15 protein-coding genes are annotated in these 18,304 nt (G+C 57.8%); 9 read left to right on the top strand and 6 right to left on the bottom strand.

The genetic code is table 11. The features are described 5' to 3' along the window. Window positions 1–55 precede the first annotated feature (55 nt). The gene (locus NUW46_RS11560; RefSeq protein ID WP_418140157.1) at window positions 56–1,789 is read right to left on the bottom strand and encodes a proline--tRNA ligase; all 1,734 of its coding nucleotides are present in this window, start codon (window positions 1,787–1,789) and stop codon (window positions 56–58) included. Window positions 1,790–1,916: 127 nt separating this feature from the next. Here NUW46_RS11560 and NUW46_RS11555 point away from each other — a divergent pair, with 127 nt between their 5' ends. Next, window positions 1,917–2,531 (top strand): TetR/AcrR family transcriptional regulator, encoded by a 615-nt coding sequence (locus NUW46_RS11555; RefSeq protein WP_069183694.1) that lies wholly within the window; start codon window positions 1,917–1,919, stop codon window positions 2,529–2,531. Between the two features lies 1 nt (window position 2,532). Here NUW46_RS11555 and NUW46_RS11550 read toward each other — a convergent pair whose 3' ends face one another. Next, window positions 2,533–3,030 (bottom strand): Lrp/AsnC family transcriptional regulator, encoded by a 498-nt coding sequence (locus NUW46_RS11550; RefSeq protein ID WP_069183406.1) that lies wholly within the window; start codon window positions 3,028–3,030, stop codon window positions 2,533–2,535. A gap of 145 nt (window positions 3,031–3,175) precedes the next feature. On the opposite strand from NUW46_RS11550, the gene leuA reads away from it, so the two are divergent. Next, window positions 3,176–4,870: a 2-isopropylmalate synthase gene (gene leuA, locus NUW46_RS11545; RefSeq protein WP_418140156.1), complete on the top strand. Its 1,695-nt coding sequence runs from the start codon at window positions 3,176–3,178 to the stop codon at window positions 4,868–4,870. A gap of 91 nt (window positions 4,871–4,961) precedes the next feature. Here leuA and NUW46_RS11540 read toward each other — a convergent pair whose 3' ends face one another. The 3 genes from NUW46_RS11540 to xseA form a co-directional block, all read right to left on the bottom strand. Beyond that, window positions 4,962–5,171 carry a cold-shock protein gene (locus NUW46_RS11540; RefSeq protein WP_008169155.1) on the bottom strand — a complete coding sequence of 70 codons (210 nt, stop codon included), beginning with the start codon at window positions 5,169–5,171 and terminating at the stop codon, window positions 4,962–4,964. Window positions 5,172–5,485: 314 nt separating this feature from the next. Further along, window positions 5,486–7,360, bottom strand: coding sequence for a propionyl-CoA synthetase (locus NUW46_RS11535; protein ID WP_418140155.1), 1,875 nt, complete (start codon window positions 7,358–7,360; stop codon window positions 5,486–5,488). Window positions 7,361–7,463: 103 nt separating this feature from the next. Next, window positions 7,464–8,852, bottom strand: a complete 1,389-nt coding sequence (gene xseA / locus NUW46_RS11530; RefSeq protein WP_418140154.1) for an exodeoxyribonuclease VII large subunit — start codon at window positions 8,850–8,852, stop codon at window positions 7,464–7,466. 192 nt (window positions 8,853–9,044) lie between these two features. Between xseA and guaB the strand changes: the two genes are divergently transcribed. The 6 genes from guaB (at window position 9,045) to NUW46_RS11500 (ending at window position 15,509) form a co-directional block, all read left to right on the top strand. Further along, a complete protein-coding gene (guaB, locus tag NUW46_RS11525) occupies window positions 9,045–10,508 on the top strand; it encodes an IMP dehydrogenase (protein ID WP_418140153.1) in 1,464 nt (487 codons plus the stop codon). A gap of 62 nt (window positions 10,509–10,570) precedes the next feature. Beyond that, entirely contained in the window at window positions 10,571–12,148 is a 1,578-nt protein-coding gene (gene guaA / locus NUW46_RS11520; protein ID WP_069183411.1) for a glutamine-hydrolyzing GMP synthase, read from the top strand. 20 nt (window positions 12,149–12,168) lie between these two features. Continuing rightward, complete coding sequence (tadA, locus tag NUW46_RS11515; protein ID WP_418140152.1) at window positions 12,169–12,672, top strand: tRNA adenosine(34) deaminase TadA; 504 nt, start codon at window positions 12,169–12,171, stop codon at window positions 12,670–12,672. A 9-nt stretch (window positions 12,673–12,681) separates the two neighbouring features. After that, window positions 12,682–13,677: a UDP-glucose 4-epimerase GalE gene (galE, locus tag NUW46_RS11510; RefSeq protein ID WP_418140151.1), complete on the top strand. Its 996-nt coding sequence runs from the start codon at window positions 12,682–12,684 to the stop codon at window positions 13,675–13,677. Between the two features lie 30 nt (window positions 13,678–13,707). Beyond that, window positions 13,708–15,051, top strand: coding sequence for a UDP-glucose dehydrogenase family protein (locus tag NUW46_RS11505; RefSeq protein ID WP_291907348.1), 1,344 nt, complete (start codon window positions 13,708–13,710; stop codon window positions 15,049–15,051). Window positions 15,052–15,074: 23 nt separating this feature from the next. Further along, entirely contained in the window at window positions 15,075–15,509 is a 435-nt protein-coding gene (locus tag NUW46_RS11500; protein ID WP_418140150.1) for an HIT domain-containing protein, read from the top strand. Between the two features lie 12 nt (window positions 15,510–15,521). On the opposite strand, the gene fabR is transcribed toward NUW46_RS11500, so the two are convergent. Next, window positions 15,522–16,139, bottom strand: a complete 618-nt coding sequence (fabR, locus tag NUW46_RS11495) for an HTH-type transcriptional repressor FabR (protein ID WP_069183416.1) — start codon at window positions 16,137–16,139, stop codon at window positions 15,522–15,524. A 337-nt stretch (window positions 16,140–16,476) separates the two neighbouring features. Here fabR and aspS point away from each other — a divergent pair, with 337 nt between their 5' ends. After that, window positions 16,477–18,285, top strand: a complete 1,809-nt coding sequence (gene aspS / locus NUW46_RS11490) for an aspartate--tRNA ligase (RefSeq protein ID WP_209397034.1) — start codon at window positions 16,477–16,479, stop codon at window positions 18,283–18,285. The last annotated feature ends 19 nt before the right edge of the window (window positions 18,286–18,304 follow it).

Raw genomic sequence — 18,304 nt, 5'->3', positions numbered from 1 at the left:
GCACCCTTGCAGCCGGGTGCCGTCAGAGGTTCGCCCGCCGGCGGCGGGCATGTGGTTAAAGCCCTTTGCGAGGCGAGGCGTTTACCAGGAAGGGCAGCGCTTCAGCCACCGGCACATCCTGTTTCTCCGCATCCCTCCGGCCTTTGTACTCAAGCGTACCGGCAGCCAGACCGCGTTCGGACACCACGAACCGGTGCGGGATACCGATGAGTTCCATATCGGCAAACTTCACACCCGGACGCTCTTTTCGGTCATCCAGAAGCACGTCGTAGCCGGCCTGGCGCAGCTGCTCGTAAAGCTTTTCGCCGGTTTCGGCAACCGTGGGTGATTTGTGGGCGTTCAGTGTGACGATGGCCACCTGGAAAGGCGCAATGGCGTCCGGCCAGATGATGCCGTTTTCGTCGTGGTTCTGTTCAATGGCTGCGGCAACAACCCGGGAAACGCCGAGGCCGTAGCAACCCATCTCCATGGTCACGGTCTTGCCGTTCTCATCCAGAACCGTGGCGTTCATGGCGGTACTGTATTTGTTGCCGAGTTTGAAGATATGCCCGACCTCAATCCCGCGCCGGATCTCCAGAGTGCCCTTGCCATCCGGGCTGGGGTCGCCCTCAACCACATTGCGCAGGTCCTCCACGCGATCAAGTGCCACGTCTCGCTCCCAGTTCACGCCAGTCAGATGGAAACCTTCACGGTTGGCGCCGCAGACAAAGTCGGCCAGGTGGGCCGCACTGCGGTCAACAATGACCGGTAAGTTGAGCTTTACCGGGCCGATAGACCCGGCCTTGCAGCCCACGGCCTGTTCGATTTCCTCATCGGTGGCCATGGTCAGAGGCTCGGCGACGCCGGCCAGGTTTTCGGCCTTGATTTCGTTGAGGGTGTGATCCCCGCGGAGAACCAGTGCAACCAGGCCGGAATTGCCGTCTTCGTCCGCCTCGGCCTTCACCAGCAGAGTCTTGACCGTGCGAGTGGGATCAATGCCCAGCAACGCTGACACCGCCTCGATGGTTTTCTGGTCCGGCGTGGCAACTTCCTTCATCTCTTCGGCCGGCGCAGGGCGGGTACCGCTCGGAGCTACCGCCTCGGCTTTCTCGATGTTGGCCGCGTAATCACTGTCTGTGCTGAACACGATGTCATCTTCGCCGGAAGACGCGAGCACATGGAACTCGTGGGACGCACTGCCGCCAATGGCGCCAGAGTCCGCCTGAACCGCACGGTAATCCAGACCGAAACGGTCGAAGATGGCGCAGTAGGTGTGATGCATCAGCTGATAGGTTTCGTTCAGCGATTCTGGGTTAAGGTGGAACGAGTAGGCATCCTTCATCAGGAATTCCCTGGCCCGCATCACGCCGAACCGGGGGCGCCGCTCGTCCCGGAACTTGGTTTGGACCTGGTAGAAGTTGGCCGGCAGCTCTTTGTAGCTGCTGATCTCATTCCGGATCAGGTCAGTAATTACCTCTTCGTGGGTCGGTCCGAAGCAGAAATCCCGGCCATGACGATCTTTCATCCGCAGCAGTTCGCCGCCGTACTGGGTCCAGCGCCCAGATTCCTCCCAGAGCTCTGCCGGTTGGACCGCCGGCATCAACACTTCCTGGGCACCACTCTTGTCCATTTCTTCACGAACAATCCGCTCAACCTTACGCAGAGTACGCAGGCCCATGGGCAACCAGGTGTACAGCCCGGCGGCCAGTTTTCGGATCATGCCGGCGCGCAACATCAACTGGTGACTGATGATCTCGGCGTCAGCGGGGGTCTCTTTCTGGGTGGCAATCAGGTAACGGCTTGCTCGCATCGTGTCTTCCGTTTGTAAAAAATCTGAAGTGTTAGACTAATGGACAGGCGGCGGTTGGCCCGCCGGAGCCTTTATTTGTCGTAAAGTGGCCATTATTGTACGGAGCCTGTTGCACAAGGTACAGATGATGACCGACGAATCTATTGATGTGGCCCCGCGGCGCCGGCCGGTACAGGCGCGCAGCCGGGAGCGCGTCAACGCCATCCTTCGCCATGCCGCCATGATTTTTCACGAGACCGGCGTTGACGCAGTCAGTATGTCCGCCATTGCCCGGCAGTCCGGAATGTCCCTCGCTTCGCTGTACCGGTATTTCCCCAACAAGGCGGCCATCGTTCATGCCATTGCTGAGCAGCATGTGGAGAAGATGGAGCGCGCCCTGAGAGAGCGTCTGCAGGAACTGAGTCTGGTCGATGCGGTAGATGTTCTCATCGATCAGTTCTACGAGTTCTACCGTCATGAGCCCGCCTACTCAGCTATCTGGAGTGGTGTTGAGGCGATGCCGGAACTCAGGGAGCTGGACCTCAGAGAGCTTTACACCAACGCCCGCGACCTGGATGAGAAGCTCCGAGCGGAATGCCCCCAGATTCCGGAAGACCGGCGCTGGACTGCGAGCCTGCTACTGCCAAGGTCTGCGGGCACTGTGCTTCGGCTGGCCGTGACCCTGCCGGAGGCGCAGGGCCGGCAATTGGTGGAAGAGCTCAAGTGCATGGCCCGGGCGTACGTTCGCGAGCTTGTAGCCTGAATCAGGAGAGATAACCCAGGGGCAGGGCGGTACTGTCGATCACCCTTCGGAGCACAAAGCTCGAATGCACTCCGCTGACCCCCTGAATGCGGGTGATGCGGTTCAGCAGGAAATGGTGGTAGTGGTCCATGTCCGGTACCACCACCTTGAGCATGTAATCGGCGTCCTGGCCGGTGATCAGGTAGCACTCCTGCACTTCCGGGTATTCGGCCACCTGCTCTTCAAACGCGGCAAAACGTTCGGGGGTGTGTCGATCCATCCCGATCAGGATGATTGCCGTCAGCGAGAGGCCGAGTTTCTTGTGGTCGAGTATTGTGACGGTTCTGACAATAATGCCGGCATCCTCAAGGGCTCTCACACGACGCAGGCAGGGTGACGGAGACAACCCGACTTTTTCTGCCAGTTCCTGGTTGGTCAGGGAACCATCCTGCTGGATGTGTTCGAGGATTCGACGGTCCATCTTGTCAATTTTGACGAGGGTTTTCTGATTTTCAGCCATAAAATTCTACAAATGATGTTTGGCTAGCAATATATAAGTTATAAAGTACCCATTCGCACCGAAGTTCGCAATCAAATTCCAGCTTTATCGCGTTAACCTGTGCACATTGAAGAATCCATTCCCGAACCCGCAAGGAATCACACGCATGGCTTTCGATCATCGCAAATACGTTGCGTTCAAACCTGTTGCCAAAACTGACCGTCGCTGGCCGGACAAGGTCATCGAGAAGGCGCCCACCTGGTGTGCCGTGGATCTCCGGGATGGCAACCAGGCGCTCGTGAAGCCCATGTCTGTCGCCCAGAAAACGCGGATGTTCGAGTTGCTTGTCAAGCTGGGCTTCAAGGAAATCGAGATCGGTTTTCCCGCTGCCAGCCAGCCGGATTTCGATTTCTGCCGCAAGCTGATTGAAGAAGACCGCATCCCCGAGGATGTGAAGATACAGGTGCTGACCCAGGCCCGCCCTGAGTTGATCGAACGCACATATGAAGCCTTGGCTGGTGCCCGTAAAGCAATCGTGCATGTCTACAACTCTACCTCCACAGTTCAGCGGGAGCAGGTATTTGGCCTGGATAGGGATGGCATCAGGGATATTGCCGTCAACGGTGCCAAACTGGTTCGCGACATCGCCGCGCGTCACCCGGAGACCGAGTGGACCTTCCAGTATTCGCCGGAAAGCTTCACTGGTACCGAACTGGATTTCGCTGCGGAAGTGATTGATGCCGTGAGCGAGGTGTGGCGTCCGGAAGAGGGGCAGCCGATGATCATCAACCTGCCTGCCACCGTTGAAATGGCGACACCGAATGTGTTCGCCGACCAGATTGAGTGGATCTGCGACAACATCAAGCGCCGTAAACACATCAGCATCAGTGTGCATACCCACAACGATCGTGGCTGCGCCGTGGCCGCGGCCGAGCTGGCGGTGATGGCGGGAGCCGACCGGGTCGAAGGTACCCTGATGGGTAACGGCGAGCGTACCGGCAACATGGACCTGGTGACCATGGCCATGAACCTTTACTCCCAGGGCATTGATCCCACACTGGATCTGTCTGGCATGGCCGAGATCACCGAGGTGGTTGAGGCCTGCACCGAGATTTCCACCCATCCGCGGCACCCCTATGCCGGCGAACTGGTGTTCACCGCCTTCTCCGGCAGTCATCAGGATGCTATCCGGAAGTGTCTGGCCCGCCGCAAGGACGGCGAGATCTGGAATGTCGCCTATCTGCCCATCGACCCGTTCGATGTTGGTCGCCGCTACGAGGAAGTGGTGCGCATCAACAGTCAGTCTGGCAAGGGCGGTGTGGCTTATGTGCTGGAGCGGGATTACAACATCAGCCTGCCGCGCTGGCTGCAGATCGAGTTCAGCAAGGTGGTCCAGAGAGAAGCGGAAACCAACGGCGGAGAGATCGACTCCCTGACCATTCATCGTCTGTTCGAGGATCGTTATCTGAAGGTCCATGCCGACTGGGCGCTGCGGTCCTACGACCTGCATCGGGATGAAGAGGGTGTGCATGCCGAGGTGTCGGTGGGTCGCGATGCGTCGCCGGTTCGTCTGGATGGCCACGGGCTGGGCGCGGTGGAAGCCGTATCGGAGGCGCTGGAGAAGCGCTTTGGTATCTCCATTGCTGTCGAGGCTTACGACGAGTTTGCGTTGGGTGAGGGCACCAATGCCAATGCGCTGGCCTGTATTCGCTTGACCGCAAGCGGCAGGCATTGCAGCGCGGCGGCTCTTGCGGAAGACACGACATCCGCCACCCTGCAGGCTTTGTTTTCGGCGGTAGCCCAGGCCGTGGGTGTTGATATGCCCAAGAAAGAAGTGGAAGTTGAAACGGCGGGCGCCTGATAACCCGGTGCCCTGACGACACAAGCCGGCACGAATGCCGGCTTGTTGGTTTTCCGATGCCCGTGAGGGGCAAAGGACGGAGCGTAGTCCCTCAGACCGGGGTTACGTTTTCCGCCTGCGGGCCCTTGGGGCCCTGTGTTACGGTGAACTGCACCTGCTGGCCTTCGGTCAGGGTGCGGAAACCGCTTGCGTTGATTGCGCTGTAGTGAACAAACACGTCGCTGCCACCGTCCTGAGCGATGAAGCCAAAGCCTTTGGACTCGTTAAACCACTTAACGTGGCCGGTTTTAGTATCGGACATTGATCTTTCCTGTCTTCCTGTAATTTGCCCTCACGGGACCTTCAAAATTCCACATGGAATCGGTGCTGAGAAATCCAGAGAGTACTGAGGAAGGGGCAACGAAGAGCACTTCGGCAGGACGTTGAAACGCATTCACCAAATACCGCTGTATTTTCACAGCAATTTCAGTATAGACCGACTTTATGGGGCGTCAACGAAATTTTGCAGCTTTCATGCAGGTTTTATTGTCGGCAAAAACAATGGCTTGGGATTTGATTGAACAAAAAATGCCCGCTCCCCGTAAAGCGGGGGCGGGCAGGTGATGAACGCCTTTGTCAGTGGCGGAACTGCTGGCTGATTTCTTCCAGAATGGCGGGATCATCAATGGTGCTTGGCACTGTGTACTCCTCACCATCGGCGATTTGACGGATAACCCGTCTCAGAATCTTGCCGGAACGAGTCTTTGGCAGGCGATCCACTACCAGAGCGCGGCGGAAACAGGCTATGGCGCCAATCTTGTCGCGAACCATCTCCACCAGTTCGTCTTCGAGTTCGTCGTGGTCGATGGTTGCGCCGTCCTTGATCAGAACCAGTCCGATGGGGATCTGTCCTTTCATATCGTCGTGCGCACCGACCACGCAGCACTCCGCTATGGCCGGATGGGAGGCAACCACTTCTTCCATCTCACCGGTGGAAAGACGGTGGCCGGCCACATTGATCACATCATCGGTACGGCCCATCACGAACACATAGCCGTCATCGTCAATAAAACCACCGTCGCCGGAACTGTAGAACCCTGGAATCGGCTCCAGATAGGTCTTCCGAAACCGCTCGTCATCGCCCCAGACCGTCATCATGCAGCCTGGCGGCAGCGGCAGTTTCACAGCAATCTGCCCCTGCTCTCCTGCAGGCATCTGGCTGCCGTTCATATCCACGACCTGGACGTTGTAGCCCGGGGAGGGCACAGTCGCCGATCCGGGTTTAGTGGCCATTAATTCGATACCCACCGGGTTGCAGCAGATGGCCCAGCCGGTTTCGGTCTGCCACCAGTGGTCAAGCACTGGCAGGCCGGTATGTTCCTTCAGCCATTCGTAGGTGGCCGGATCAAGGCGTTCGCCAGCCAGGAACAGGCGTTTTAGCGAGCTGATGTCATAGCGTGACAACTGATCCGCTTCCGGGTCTTCCTTCCGGACGGCGCGAAATGCGGTGGGCGCGGTAAACAGCATATTCACTTTGTGGTCCTGAACTACCCGCCAGAAGGCACCGGCATCCGGCGTTTTCACCGGCTTACCCTCGTACAGGATTGTTGTGCAGCCGGCAAACAGTGGGGCGTACACAATGTAGCTATGGCCGACCACCCAGCCAACGTCAGAGGCGGCCCAGTAAACGTCACCGGGTTTCGCGTCGTAGACCAGCTTCATGCTGTAGTTCAGCGCGACCGCGTGACCACCATTGTCGCGCACCACACCCTTGGGCTTACCGGTGGTGCCGGAGGTGTAAAGGATATAGAGGGGGTCGGTTGACTTGACGGGCACAGGGTCGGCCGCCTTGGCCGTTTTCATCAGCTCGTTCCAGTCGTGGTCACGGCCATCCTGAAGATCCGCCTGCACCTGAGGGCGCTGGTAAACGATGCAGGTTTCGGGTTTGTGGCTGGCCTGGTCGATGGCCTTGTTGACCAGAGGCTTGTACTCGATCACCCGGGCAACTTCGATGCCGCAGGAGGCGGTAATGACCGCCTTGGGTTTGGCGTCGTCAATGCGAACCGCAAGTTCGTGGGCTGCAAATCCGCCAAAGACCACCGAATGAATGGCGCCAATCCGCGCGCAGCCCAGCATGGCAATGACAGCTTCTGGAATCATCGGCATGTAAATGATGACCCGGTCGCCCTTGGTGATGCCGCGATCTTTCAGGGCACCAGCAAACCGGGCCACTTCATCGGTCAGTTCGTTGTACGTGTAGGAGCGCTGGGTATCGGTAACCGGAGAATCGTAGATCAGTGCTTTCTGCTCGCCGCGCCCCGCGCGGATGTTGGCATCCAGCGCGACATCGCAGGTGTTCAGGGTGCCGTCGGGAAACCATTGCCCATGGCCATTGTCGGTTGGCTGCCAGATGGTTTTCGGCGGCTCAATCCAGTCAATTTTGTCCGCCTGCTCACGCCAGAAGTCGTCCGGTTTGTTGATCGACCGCCGGAACTCCGAGTGGTAGTCCATACATTCCACCTCATCGTGCCTGTTGTTGTTTTAGTATGTTTCCTGACAACTTTAGGCCGTTTGAAATCATGGACTAGTAGACCATTGGCTTAGTCTGGGGGCGCTAGGGGCCAGTTTCTTCTGTAGATTTGACCGAAGTCACCTTCGCAGTCATTTCGCCCCGTGCAACTCGGGCTGAGATGGTGTCGCCCGGATTAACGTTTGAGGCATCCCGAAGAATGTTTCCGTTGTTGTCACGCACGATGGCATAGCCCCGGCCCAGCGTCGCGAGAGGGCTGACTACATTCAGGGTCTGGGCCGCATGTTCCAGGTTGGCGCGGCTCCGTTTCAGATTTTGCTGAATAACGGAAGCCAATCGCTCGTTCACGCGCTGCAGGGCTTCCTGGCCCTCCGTGAGCTGGCGGCGGGGTGATTGCATGGCCAGTCTCTGGCGCAGGTGGTCATTGCGAACGCTAACGGTCGACAGGCGTTGCTGAATGACCTTCTTCAGCCGCAACTCCAGTTCGTCCATGCGCTGGGCCTTTTCCAGAAGCTCCCTTCTTGGGTCCCGCAACCGCGCTCCCAGATGCCCGAGCTGGGTGCTCAGGCGCTTGAGAGCGAGGCCGATGGCGTTGGATAGCCGGGATTCACGCTCCCCAAGCTGTCTGAGCCAGTCAGACTGATCCGGTGAGATCTTTTCAGCTGCCGCCGAGGGCGTTGGCGCTCGCAGATCCGCCACGAAATCCGCAATGGTGACATCCACTTCGTGGCCGACAGCGCTGACGGTAGGAATCTGGCAGGCGGCAATGGCGCGGGCTACCGATTCTTCGTTGAAGCACCAGAGATCTTCCAGAGAACCGCCGCCGCGACCGATGATCAGCACGTCGGCAACGCCGTGGCTCTGGGCGGCCTCAATGGCGCGGACAATGTCGGCCGTGGCCGCTTTGCCTTGTACGGCTGTCGGGTAAAGCGTAACCGGAATGGCAGGGCAGCGACGGGCAAGAACAGTCAGTATGTCGTGGATAGCGGCGCCGGTGGGTGAGGTGACCACCCCGATGTGTCTCGGCAATGCGGGCAGCGGTTTTTTGCGGGTCTGGTCAAACAGGCCCTCGGCCAACAGCTTACGCTTCAACTCCTCGAAGGCTTGTTGCAGGGCACCGAGGCCTGCCGGCTCGATGTGCTCAACGATAATCTGGAAATCACCGCGGTTCTCGTAGAGTGTAACCTTGCCGCGGATTCGTACCTGATCTCCCTCCTTGGGCAATGTCCGGATACGCTGGTTCATTCCCCGGAACATGGCGCAGCGAACCTGGCATTTCCGGTCTTTCAGGGAAAAATACCAGTGACCGGATGAAGGGCGTGAAAATCCGGACAGTTCGCCTTCCACCCAAACCTGCATGAAGCTGGATTCCAGCAAGTGTCTGGCCTGGTGGTTCAGTTCACTGACGCTCAGTGCCCGGGGGCGGGTGTCCTGGAGGTGCGGCGTTGCCGGTGCTGATCCGTCGTTATACATACGCAATAGCCGAAAAAGGGGAGGGTAAAAATAGCGAAATTTCAAAAAGATGCAATCGAACCTTAAAAACGGGCCGGTTTACTGTCCCCGAGAGCGCCATTATAATAGATCGATTAAGGATTTTGCTTTGCTGTACCGCCGCGGGTACAGCACGGAAATTCCCAACTTAGCACGATCAAAAGGCGGATCCCAATGCTGCGAATTGCCGAAGAAGCCCTCACATTTGATGACGTTCTGCTGGTCCCCGGATATTCAGAAGTTCTGCCCCACGAGGTCAGCCTGCAGACCCAGCTGACCAAGGGTATCACCCTCAATATTCCTCTTCTGTCATCCGCAATGGATACCGTTACTGAGGCGGAGTTGGCTATCGCCATGGCCCAGGAAGGCGGTATCGGCATCATGCACAAGAACATGACCGTTGAGCAACAGGCGGCGGCAGTCCGCAAGGTCAAGAAGTTTGAAAGCGGTGTTGTGAAGGATCCGATCACCGTATCGCCAGAGACCACCGTTCGCGAGTTGGTCGATATCACCATGGCGAACAGTATTTCCGGGCTTCCGGTGGTGGACGGCCACGACCTGATCGGTATTGTCACTGGTCGCGATATACGGTTCGAAAGCCGCATGGATACGCTGGTTCGGGACATCATGACACCCAAGGAAAAACTGGTAACTGTCAAGGAAGGGGCCAGTCTGGATGATGTTAAAGAGCTGCTGCATCGTCACCGTATCGAAAAGGTTCTGGTTGTTAACGACAACTTTGAGCTGCGCGGGCTGATCACCGTCAAGGATATCCAGAAGGCGAAAGACTATCCGCTGGCTTGCAAGGACGACCAGGGTCGTCTGCGGGTGGGTGCTGCCGTCAGTACCGGTGGCGACACCGAAGCGCGAATTACGGCACTGGCCGAGGCCGGCGTTGATGTCATCGTGGTGGATACGGCTCACGGGCATTCCCGTGGCGTTATCGAGCGCGTTCGCTGGATCAAGAAGAATTTCCCGGATGTGCAGGTAATCGGCGGTAACATTGCCACGTCTCACGCAGCGATCGCCCTGGCAGATGCCGGCGCAGATGCTGTAAAGGTGGGAATCGGTCCTGGTTCCATCTGCACCACACGGATTGTTGCCGGTATTGGTGTTCCCCAGATTTCTGCGGTTTCCAACGTCGCCGCAGCTCTTAAAGACCGTGGCGTGCCACTGATTGCAGATGGTGGCATCCGGTTCTCTGGTGATATCGCCAAGGCGATTGCCGCTGGCGCCCACAGCGTTATGATCGGCAGCCTGCTGGCTGGTACGGATGAAGCGCCGGGCGAAGTTGAGCTGTTCCAAGGCCGGAGCTACAAGGCCTATCGGGGCATGGGCTCGATCGGAGCCATGGGGCAGGGTTCCAGCGACCGTTACTTTCAGGATGCCAGCAAAGGCATCGAGAAGCTGGTGCCGGAAGGCATCGAAGGTCGCGTTGCCTGCAAGGGGCCGATGCGCAACATCGTGCACCAACTGATTGGTGGTCTTCGAGCCTCCATGGGCTACACCGGTAGTGCCACCATGGAAGAAATGCGCACCAAGCCGGAATTTGTGCGGATCACCAATGCCGGCATGCGCGAGAGCCACGTCCATGACGTAACCATTACCAAAGAAGCGCCAAACTACCGTATCGGTTAATCATTGCCTTACCAGACGCGGCCCCCAGAGGGCCGCGTTGTTTATTCAGCTCCGAGGACTCCATGGCCCAGAACATTCACGACCACCGCATCCTGATTCTCGATTTCGGTTCCCAGTACACCCAGCTGATTGCCCGCCGTGTGCGGGAGATCGGCGTTTACTGTGAGATCAAGGCGTTTGATATCACCGATGAAGAGCTCAATGAGTTCAATCCCAAAGGGATTATTCTTGCGGGTGGTCCGGAGTCGGTTACTCAACTGGGCGGTCCCCGTGCACCGGAAGGGCTGTTTGATCGCGGCATTCCGATTCTCGGCATCTGCTACGGCATGCAGACCATGGCAGAGCAGCTCGGAGGTCGCGTGGCCAGCTCCGAGAAGCGTGAGTTTGGTTATGCCCAGGTGAAGGTGCGCGCCAAGGGCCCGCTGTTGGCGGATATCACCGATCATCTGACGCCTGCTGGCGAGTCCCTGCTGGACGTGTGGATGAGCCATGGCGACAAGGTTGTGGCGATGCCGGAAGGCTTTGAGCTTCTGGCCTCCACCGAGAGCGCCCCAATTTCTGCGATGCAGGATCTCAGCCGGAATCTGTACGGTGTTCAGTTCCACCCCGAAGTAACCCACACTCTTCAGGGCAAGCGGATCCTCGAGCACTTCGTCCTCAATATCTGTAACTGTGAGGCTCTTTGGACACCGGCCAAGATCGTGGATGATGCGGTTCAGCAGATTCGTGAGCAGGTCGGCAGTGACAAGGTGCTGCTTGGCTTGTCAGGTGGTGTCGACTCATCGGTAACAGCTGCGCTGCTGCATAGGGCAATCGGTGATCAGCTGACCTGCGTGTTCGTGGACAATGGCCTCCTGCGTCTTCACGAGGGCGACCAGGTGATGGATATGTTCGCCAGCAACATGGGCGTGAAAGTGATTCGGGTTGATGCCGAAGACCTGTTCCTGTCTAAGCTCAAGGGCGTCAGTGATCCGGAGCAGAAGCGCAAGATCATCGGAAACACCTTCATTGATGTGTTCGACGACGAGGCTGCCAATATCAAGGACGTGAACTGGTTGGCTCAGGGCACGATCTATCCGGATGTGATCGAATCTGCCGCTTCCAAGACCGGAAAGGCCCATGTGATCAAGTCCCACCACAATGTGGGCGGCCTGCCTGAAACCATGAAAATGAAGCTGGTTGAGCCCTTGCGGGAGTTGTTTAAAGACGAGGTGCGCCGGATCGGTCTGGAGCTCGGCTTGCCGTACGACATGGTATACCGTCATCCGTTCCCGGGGCCGGGCCTGGGTGTTCGCATCCTGGGTGAAGTGAAAAAAGAATACGCCGATATCCTGCGCCGGGCGGATGCCATTTTCCTGGAAGAGCTGCACCGGGCGGATTTTTACCACAAGACCAGCCAGGCTTTTGCAGTATTTCTGCCGGTCAAGTCGGTGGGCGTGGTCGGGGATGCACGCCGCTATGAATACGTGGTGGCACTGCGTGCCGTTGAAACCATCGATTTCATGACCGCCCGCTGGGCGCACCTGCCTTATGATCTTCTGGAAACCGTTTCCAACCGGATCATCAATGAGATCACCGGCGTTTCACGAGTGACGTACGATGTTTCATCCAAGCCGCCGGCGACGATTGAGTGGGAATAAGCGTCAGATGACTGGGTCCGATGTCTGAGGTGGCAGCGGAAGACGAATACTGGATGAATCGCGCTCTGCAGCTGGCAGGTGAGGCCTCAGCAAAAGGCGAAGTGCCTGTTGGCGCAGTGGTGGTTCTGGATGGCAAGGAAATCGGTGCCGGATTCAATGCGCCGATTTCCGGATGTGATCCCACTGCCCACGCGGAAATCCGGGCCCTGCGCGATGCTGCTGCCCGAGTCGGCAATTACCGGCTGCCCGATGCCACGCTTTACGTTACTCTTGAGCCCTGTACTATGTGCGTGGGCGCGATCGTTCATGGCCGCATCAGTCGGCTAGTATATGGCGCAGCCGAGCCCAAGGCCGGAGCGATAGAGTCCGCACGCCGAACGCTTGAAGAGCCCCATCTGAACTGGGACGTGACTGCCGTTCGCGGTGTGCTATCCGATCAGTGCAGCCGGGTGATCAGTGAATTTTTCAGCCGGCGGCGGGCAGAGATCCGGCGTCTGCGCAAACAGAATTCAGGGAAGGAGTAGTTCTCGCCTATGAAAGTCCTCGTTACCGGCGGAGCCGGGTATATTGGCAGTCATGTGGTTCGCCAGCTGGGCCAGGTCGGTCACGACATCGTGGTGTTCGATAACCTCTCCACAGGCTACCGCTGGGCGGTGACTGCTGGCGAACTGGTGGTTGGAGATCTGGCCGATGAAGCGGCAGTGGAGGATCTGTTTTCCCGTCACCGGTTTGAAGCGGTTCTGCATTTCGCGGCCAATATTGTGGTGCCCGAGTCTGTTGCCAACCCATTGAAGTACTACAGCAACAACACCCGCAATACCCTGAACCTCCTGAAAGCGGTCGAAAAACACGACGTACCGTACATGGTGTTTTCTTCTACTGCGGCCGTCTATGGCATGCCTGAGCAAACGGTGCTCACCGAGGACCTGCCGCTGGCTCCGATCAACCCCTACGGCGCGTCCAAGATGATGAGCGAGCGGATGATTATGGATCTGGCTGCAGCCTCCAGTCTCAACTACGTGATTCTCCGTTACTTCAATGTTGCGGGTGCCAATCCGGAAGGCTTGCTGGGGCAGGCGACACCTGAAGCCACGCATCTGATCAAGGTGGCCTGCGAGTGCGTGACCGGCCAGCGTGACGGAATGAGTATTTTCGGTACCGATTACGATACCCGGGATGGCACCTGCATTCGCGACTACATCCATGTGGAAGATCTGGCCAAGGCCCACGTGATGGCGCTGGACTATATGGCCAATGGTGGTCACTCGAAGGTCATGAACTGCGGTTATGGTCGCGGCTTTACGGTTCGGGAAGTGATTGATGTGGTCAAGGCGCAATCCGGCGTTGACTTCCCGGTTACCGAAACCGACCGGCGCGCCGGCGATCCGGCAGGGCTGATGGCGGACAACACCCTGATTCGCCAGACCCTGGGCTGGCAGCCAGACTACGACAATCTGGATACCATTGTCGGCACCGCTTTGGCGTGGGAAGCGATCTGGCAGAAGAAAAAAGCCGACGACACCGAATAACCTTTCAGTACTTGTATCGGGATTTAAAGGATGAAAATAACGATTTTTGGAACAGGCTATGTGGGCCTGGTAACTGGTGCATGCCTGGCGGATGTTGGTCATAACGTTCTTTGCATGGACGTGGACCAGGGCAAGATCGAAAAGCTCAAGAATGGCCAGATTCCCATCTATGAGCCAGGCCTGGACAACATCGTCAAACATACGGTGGAAGCGGGTCGCCTGTCCTTCACAACCGATACAGAAGAAGCGGTTCGCCACGGTACCTTGCAGTTTATTGCCGTGGGTACGCCTCCGGACGAAGATGGCTCTGCGGACCTCCAGTACGTGACCGCGGTTGCGCGCTCCATTGGCGAGCATATGGAGGACTACAAGGTGGTGGTCGACAAGTCGACCGTACCCGTTGGCACCGGCGACAAGGTTCGGGCTGCGGTTCGCGCCCAGCTGGATCGGCGTGGTCTGGAGCTGGATTTCGATGTGGTGTCCAACCCTGAGTTTCTCAAGGAAGGCGCTGCGATAAACGATTTCATGAAGCCTGATCGTATTGTTGTTGGTACCGACAGCGAGAGGGCGGCGGAGCTTCTGCGGGAAGTCTACTACCCGTTTAACCGCAATCATGATCGCATGATTTTTATGGATCTGCGGTCTGCGGAACTCACCAAATACGCGGCCAACTCGATGCTGGCCACCAAGATCAGCTTTATGAACGAAATAGCCAATCTGGCAGAGCGGTTGGGTGCCGATATCGAAGCCGTACGCCGGGGTATTGGTTCCGACCCGCGGATCGGTTACCACTTCATCTATCCGGGGTGTGGCTACGGCGGCTCCTGTTTCCCGAAGGATGTTCAGGCCCTGGCCCGAACCGCCAGTGACTGTGGTTATGAAGCCCGCCTGCTTAATGCTGTGGAAGGGGTGAATTACGCCCAGAAACACGTGCTGTTTGACAAGATCAGTCACTATTTTGGTGGTAAGCTGGAGGGCAAGGTCGTTGCGCTCTGGGGGTTGGCGTTCAAGCCCAATACCGATGATATGCGTGAAGCTTCCTCCCGCACTCTGATGGAAGATCTCTGGAAGGCTGGTGCCAGGGTACAGGCCTTTGATCCCGAGGCGATGGAGGAAACCCAGCGTATCTATGGTGACCAGGATGGCCTGACTCTTTGCGGCACGAAAGAGCAGGCGCTCAAGGGCGCAGACGTGCTGGCGATCTGTACCGAGTGGAAAGAATTCCGTTCGCCGGACTTTGAATCCATTGCCGCGACCATTCGCGAGCCTGTGGTCTTTGACGGCCGCAACCTCTACGAGCCTGAGATGCTGGAACGCTACGGGCTCATCTACTACGCCATTGGCCGTGGCCGTACGCAGTTCCATTCGGAGTAAATCCAGATAATGGGGAGGGGATCATGAGTGAACCGGTAGTTTTCCGGTTACATGAGCGACTGGAGGCCGACACGATGGGCCTTGGAAGCACCTCGCTGTGTGAAATCCGGTTGATGAACGACAGTACCTGGCCGTGGGTTCTGTTGGTTCCGGCGGTTGCCGGGATCCGGGAGATTTACCAGTTATCGGCGGATCAGCAGCACCAGCTGGTCCGCGAGTCCTCGGCTCTCAGTGAAGCGATGATGGAGGTCTTTGGCGGTGACAAGATGAACGTTGCGGCCCTCGGCAACATGGTGCCCCAGCTTCATCTTCATCATATCGTGCGATTCGAGGGCGATCCGGCCTGGCCGGGTCCGATCTGGGGCAAGCAGGCGCCGGTACCTTATACCGATGAGGAGCTGGAGCAGGTTCGGCAACGGCTGGCGCCGGTGCTGGCGGAACTGAAATCGGGCGTTTAAAGCCCGCTCAGATTACGGGCGCTTTGCCAGAGTCTGGGAGCCGACCAGAATCATTCTGAGCTCGGTTTTCAGCTTGGCCTTAAGCTCTTCGCGTTCTTTCGACGTCGCGTCCAGTGCCTCGGCACCCTGGTTGAACACCAGTGTCACCATGGCCTCGGCCACCAGCCTTGCCTCGGAAAGCGGTCTGTTCTGCTCATCGGCGATCCGCCGGAGGTCATCCGCCAGTTCCGTGACAAAATGATCGATCTCGGCCTTCACCGCCGTCCGGAACGGCTTGGATACCCCGGTTCTCTCCCGGAGCATCAGCCGGAACAGGTTCGCGTTGTTGCCCAGATACTCCATGAAGGTTTCCACGGAGGTCGAGATGGCGCTGCCACCGTCCCGGGCAATCCGCTTGCGGGCCTGACGCATCAGTTGCCTGAGCGCTACACCGCCCTCATCCACCAACGCCAGCCCAAGTTCATCAAGCTCCGCAAAGTGCCGGTAGAAGGACGTCGGAGCGATGCCCGCCTCCCGGGCAACTTCCCGCAAGCTCAGGCTCCCAAAGCCCCGATCGGCACTCAGTTGCGAAAGCGCAGCATCCATCAGTGCCCGCCGCGTTTTCAGTTTCTGCTCCGCTCTGGTTGCCAAGGTGAGACTCCATCCCTATGCCGTTAAAAATCAGCATTCTAGCCCTCTAAAACCCGGCAGTCATCCTGCCTTCCAATTTACGCTCCAGGGGCGCCTGATTTTCAGCGTCATTGTGTTTATAATGGGCGGCTTTTCGAGTAAGGTCGCGAGTTAATTTTTGCGATCCAGACATGCTGCAAGCAAGCTGGTGGCGATGGCTTTCCGAAACACGCTGTGAGTACATCCATGTACGCTCGGCTCCGCCATCCATGGCTCCGCACGGTTTCGGAAAGCCATCGCCACCAGCTTGCCCAGACATCTGTGATAAACGAACACATTAAACGTAACGGGAACCGGTATGCGCAGTCATTATTGCGGTGGGATTAACGAATCCCACATCGATCAGGAAGTCACACTTTGCGGATGGGTCCACCGCCGCCGTGACCACGGTGGGGTTATCTTCCTGGATCTGCGGGATCGGGATGGTATGTCTCAGGTGGTTGTTGATCCTGATACCCCTGAGAGCTTTGCGCTTGCGGAAAAAGTCCGTAGCGAGTTCGTGATCAAGGTAACCGGTCGGGTGCGTCGCCGTCCTGCCGGCACCGAAAACAACAACATGCCGACCGGGCAGGTTGAGCTTCTGGGCAAGGAGCTGAGCATTCTGAACGCCGCAGCGACCCCGCCGTTCCCGCTGGATGAGCATGTCGACGTTGGCGAGGACGTGCGTCTGCGCTACCGGTTTGTAGACCTGCGTCGCCCGGAAATGATCAACCGCCTGCGTTTCCGTTCCCGGGTAACCAGCTATATCCGTAACTATCTGGACAGCAACGGCTTCATGGATGTGGAAACGCCCATCCTGACCCGTGCTACGCCGGAAGGTGCGCGGGATTATTTGGTGCCGAGCCGTACCCATGAGGGTTCTTTTTTCGCACTGCCGCAGTCGCCGCAGCTGTTCAAGCAGCTGCTGATGGTGTCTGGTGTCGACCGTTACTACCAGATTGCCAAATGTTTCCGGGATGAAGACCTGCGTGCGGATCGTCAGCCCGAGTTTACCCAGGTAGACATTGAGGCCTCTTTTATTGACGAAGAGACCCTGATGAAGTTGAACGAGGACATGATCCGTTCGCTGTTCAAGGATGTTCTGGATGTAGAGCTGCCGTCCTTCCCGCAGATGCCTTATGCCGAGGCCATGCAGCGTTATGGCAGCGACAAGCCGGATCTGCGGATCCCGCTTGAGTTGCTGGATGTGAATGATCTGGTCGAAGGCGTGGACTTCAAGGTATTCGCCGGCCCCGCCAAAGATCCGAAAGGCCGTGTAGCAGCTTTGCGTGTGCCGAAAGGTGGCGAGCTGACTCGCAAGCAGATTGACGACTACACCAAGTTTGTAGGCATCTACGGTGCCAAAGGGCTGGCTTACATCAAGGTCAATGACCTCTCCAAGGGCGTAGAAGGCCTGCAATCCCCGATCATCAAGTTCCTGGGTGATGACGTTGCGCTCGCCATCATGGAGCGCGTGGGTGCTGAAGACGGTGACATCGTGTTCTTCGGCGCGGACAAGACCAATGTGGTCAACGAGGCCCTGGGCGCACTGCGCATCAAGATCGGTCATGATCTGGACATGCTGACGTCCGAGTGGGCACCGCTCTGGGTTGTGGATTTCCCAATGTTCGAGGAGACTCCGGACGGCGGCCTCACCGCGATTCATCACCCGTTCACCGCGCCTTCCTGCAGCCCGGAAGAGCTGGCTGCAGATCCGGCCAACGCGCTCTCTCGTGCCTATGATATGGTGTTGAACGGCACCGAATTGGGTGGCGGTTCCATCCGTATTCACGATGAGAAAATGCAGGAAGCGGTGTTCCGGATCCTGGGAATCGGTGAAGAAGAAGCCCGCGCCAAGTTCGGTTTCCTGTTGGATGCCCTTAAGTTCGGCTGCCCGCCCCATGGTGGTCTGGCGTTCGGCCTGGACCGTCTGGTCATGTTGATGACCGGCGCTACGTCCATCCGTGACGTCATCGCATTCCCGAAAACCCAGAGCGCCACCTGCCTGATGACTCAGGCGCCGGGCGAAGTGGACGAGAAGCAGCTGCGTGAGTTGCATATCCGTCTGCGCAAGCCGTCAAAGCCGGTTGAAGGCAATAAGGCGGAAGCCGGCGAGGGCAACCAGTAAGTCAATGATTTAAGAGAGG

This window comes from Marinobacter sp. MA (genome assembly GCF_048298425.1).
Taxonomy (GTDB): domain Bacteria; phylum Pseudomonadota; class Gammaproteobacteria; order Pseudomonadales; family Oleiphilaceae; genus Marinobacter; species Marinobacter salsuginis.
The sequence above is the reverse complement of the archived record's forward strand: the minus strand, read 5'-3'. Positions and strand labels throughout refer to the sequence as shown.

Bases quoted from the DNA above. Each gene is read 5' to 3' on its own strand.
- NUW46_RS11500 (WP_418140150.1), top strand. From the start codon at position 15,075: ATGAGTGAACCGGTAGTTTTCCGGTTACATGAGCGACTGGAGGCCGAC.
- NUW46_RS11540 (WP_008169155.1), bottom strand. From the start codon at position 5,171: ATGTCCGATACTAAAACCGGCCACGTTAAGTGGTTTAACGAGTCCAAA.
- leuA (WP_418140156.1), top strand. From the start codon at position 3,176: ATGGCTTTCGATCATCGCAAATACGTTGCGTTCAAACCTGTTGCCAAA.
- NUW46_RS11555 (WP_069183694.1), top strand. From the start codon at position 1,917: ATGACCGACGAATCTATTGATGTGGCCCCGCGGCGCCGGCCGGTACAG.
- guaA (WP_069183411.1), top strand. From the start codon at position 10,571: ATGGCCCAGAACATTCACGACCACCGCATCCTGATTCTCGATTTCGGT.
- tadA (WP_418140152.1), top strand. From the start codon at position 12,169: ATGTCTGAGGTGGCAGCGGAAGACGAATACTGGATGAATCGCGCTCTG.
- aspS (WP_209397034.1), top strand. From the start codon at position 16,477: ATGCGCAGTCATTATTGCGGTGGGATTAACGAATCCCACATCGATCAG.
- NUW46_RS11535 (WP_418140155.1), bottom strand. From the start codon at position 7,360: ATGGACTACCACTCGGAGTTCCGGCGGTCGATCAACAAACCGGACGAC.
- NUW46_RS11505 (WP_291907348.1), top strand. From the start codon at position 13,708: ATGAAAATAACGATTTTTGGAACAGGCTATGTGGGCCTGGTAACTGGT.
- xseA (WP_418140154.1), bottom strand. From the start codon at position 8,852: ATGTATAACGACGGATCAGCACCGGCAACGCCGCACCTCCAGGACACC.
- NUW46_RS11550 (WP_069183406.1), bottom strand. From the start codon at position 3,030: ATGGCTGAAAATCAGAAAACCCTCGTCAAAATTGACAAGATGGACCGT.
- galE (WP_418140151.1), top strand. From the start codon at position 12,682: ATGAAAGTCCTCGTTACCGGCGGAGCCGGGTATATTGGCAGTCATGTG.
- guaB (WP_418140153.1), top strand. From the start codon at position 9,045: ATGCTGCGAATTGCCGAAGAAGCCCTCACATTTGATGACGTTCTGCTG.
- NUW46_RS11560 (WP_418140157.1), bottom strand. From the start codon at position 1,789: ATGCGAGCAAGCCGTTACCTGATTGCCACCCAGAAAGAGACCCCCGCT.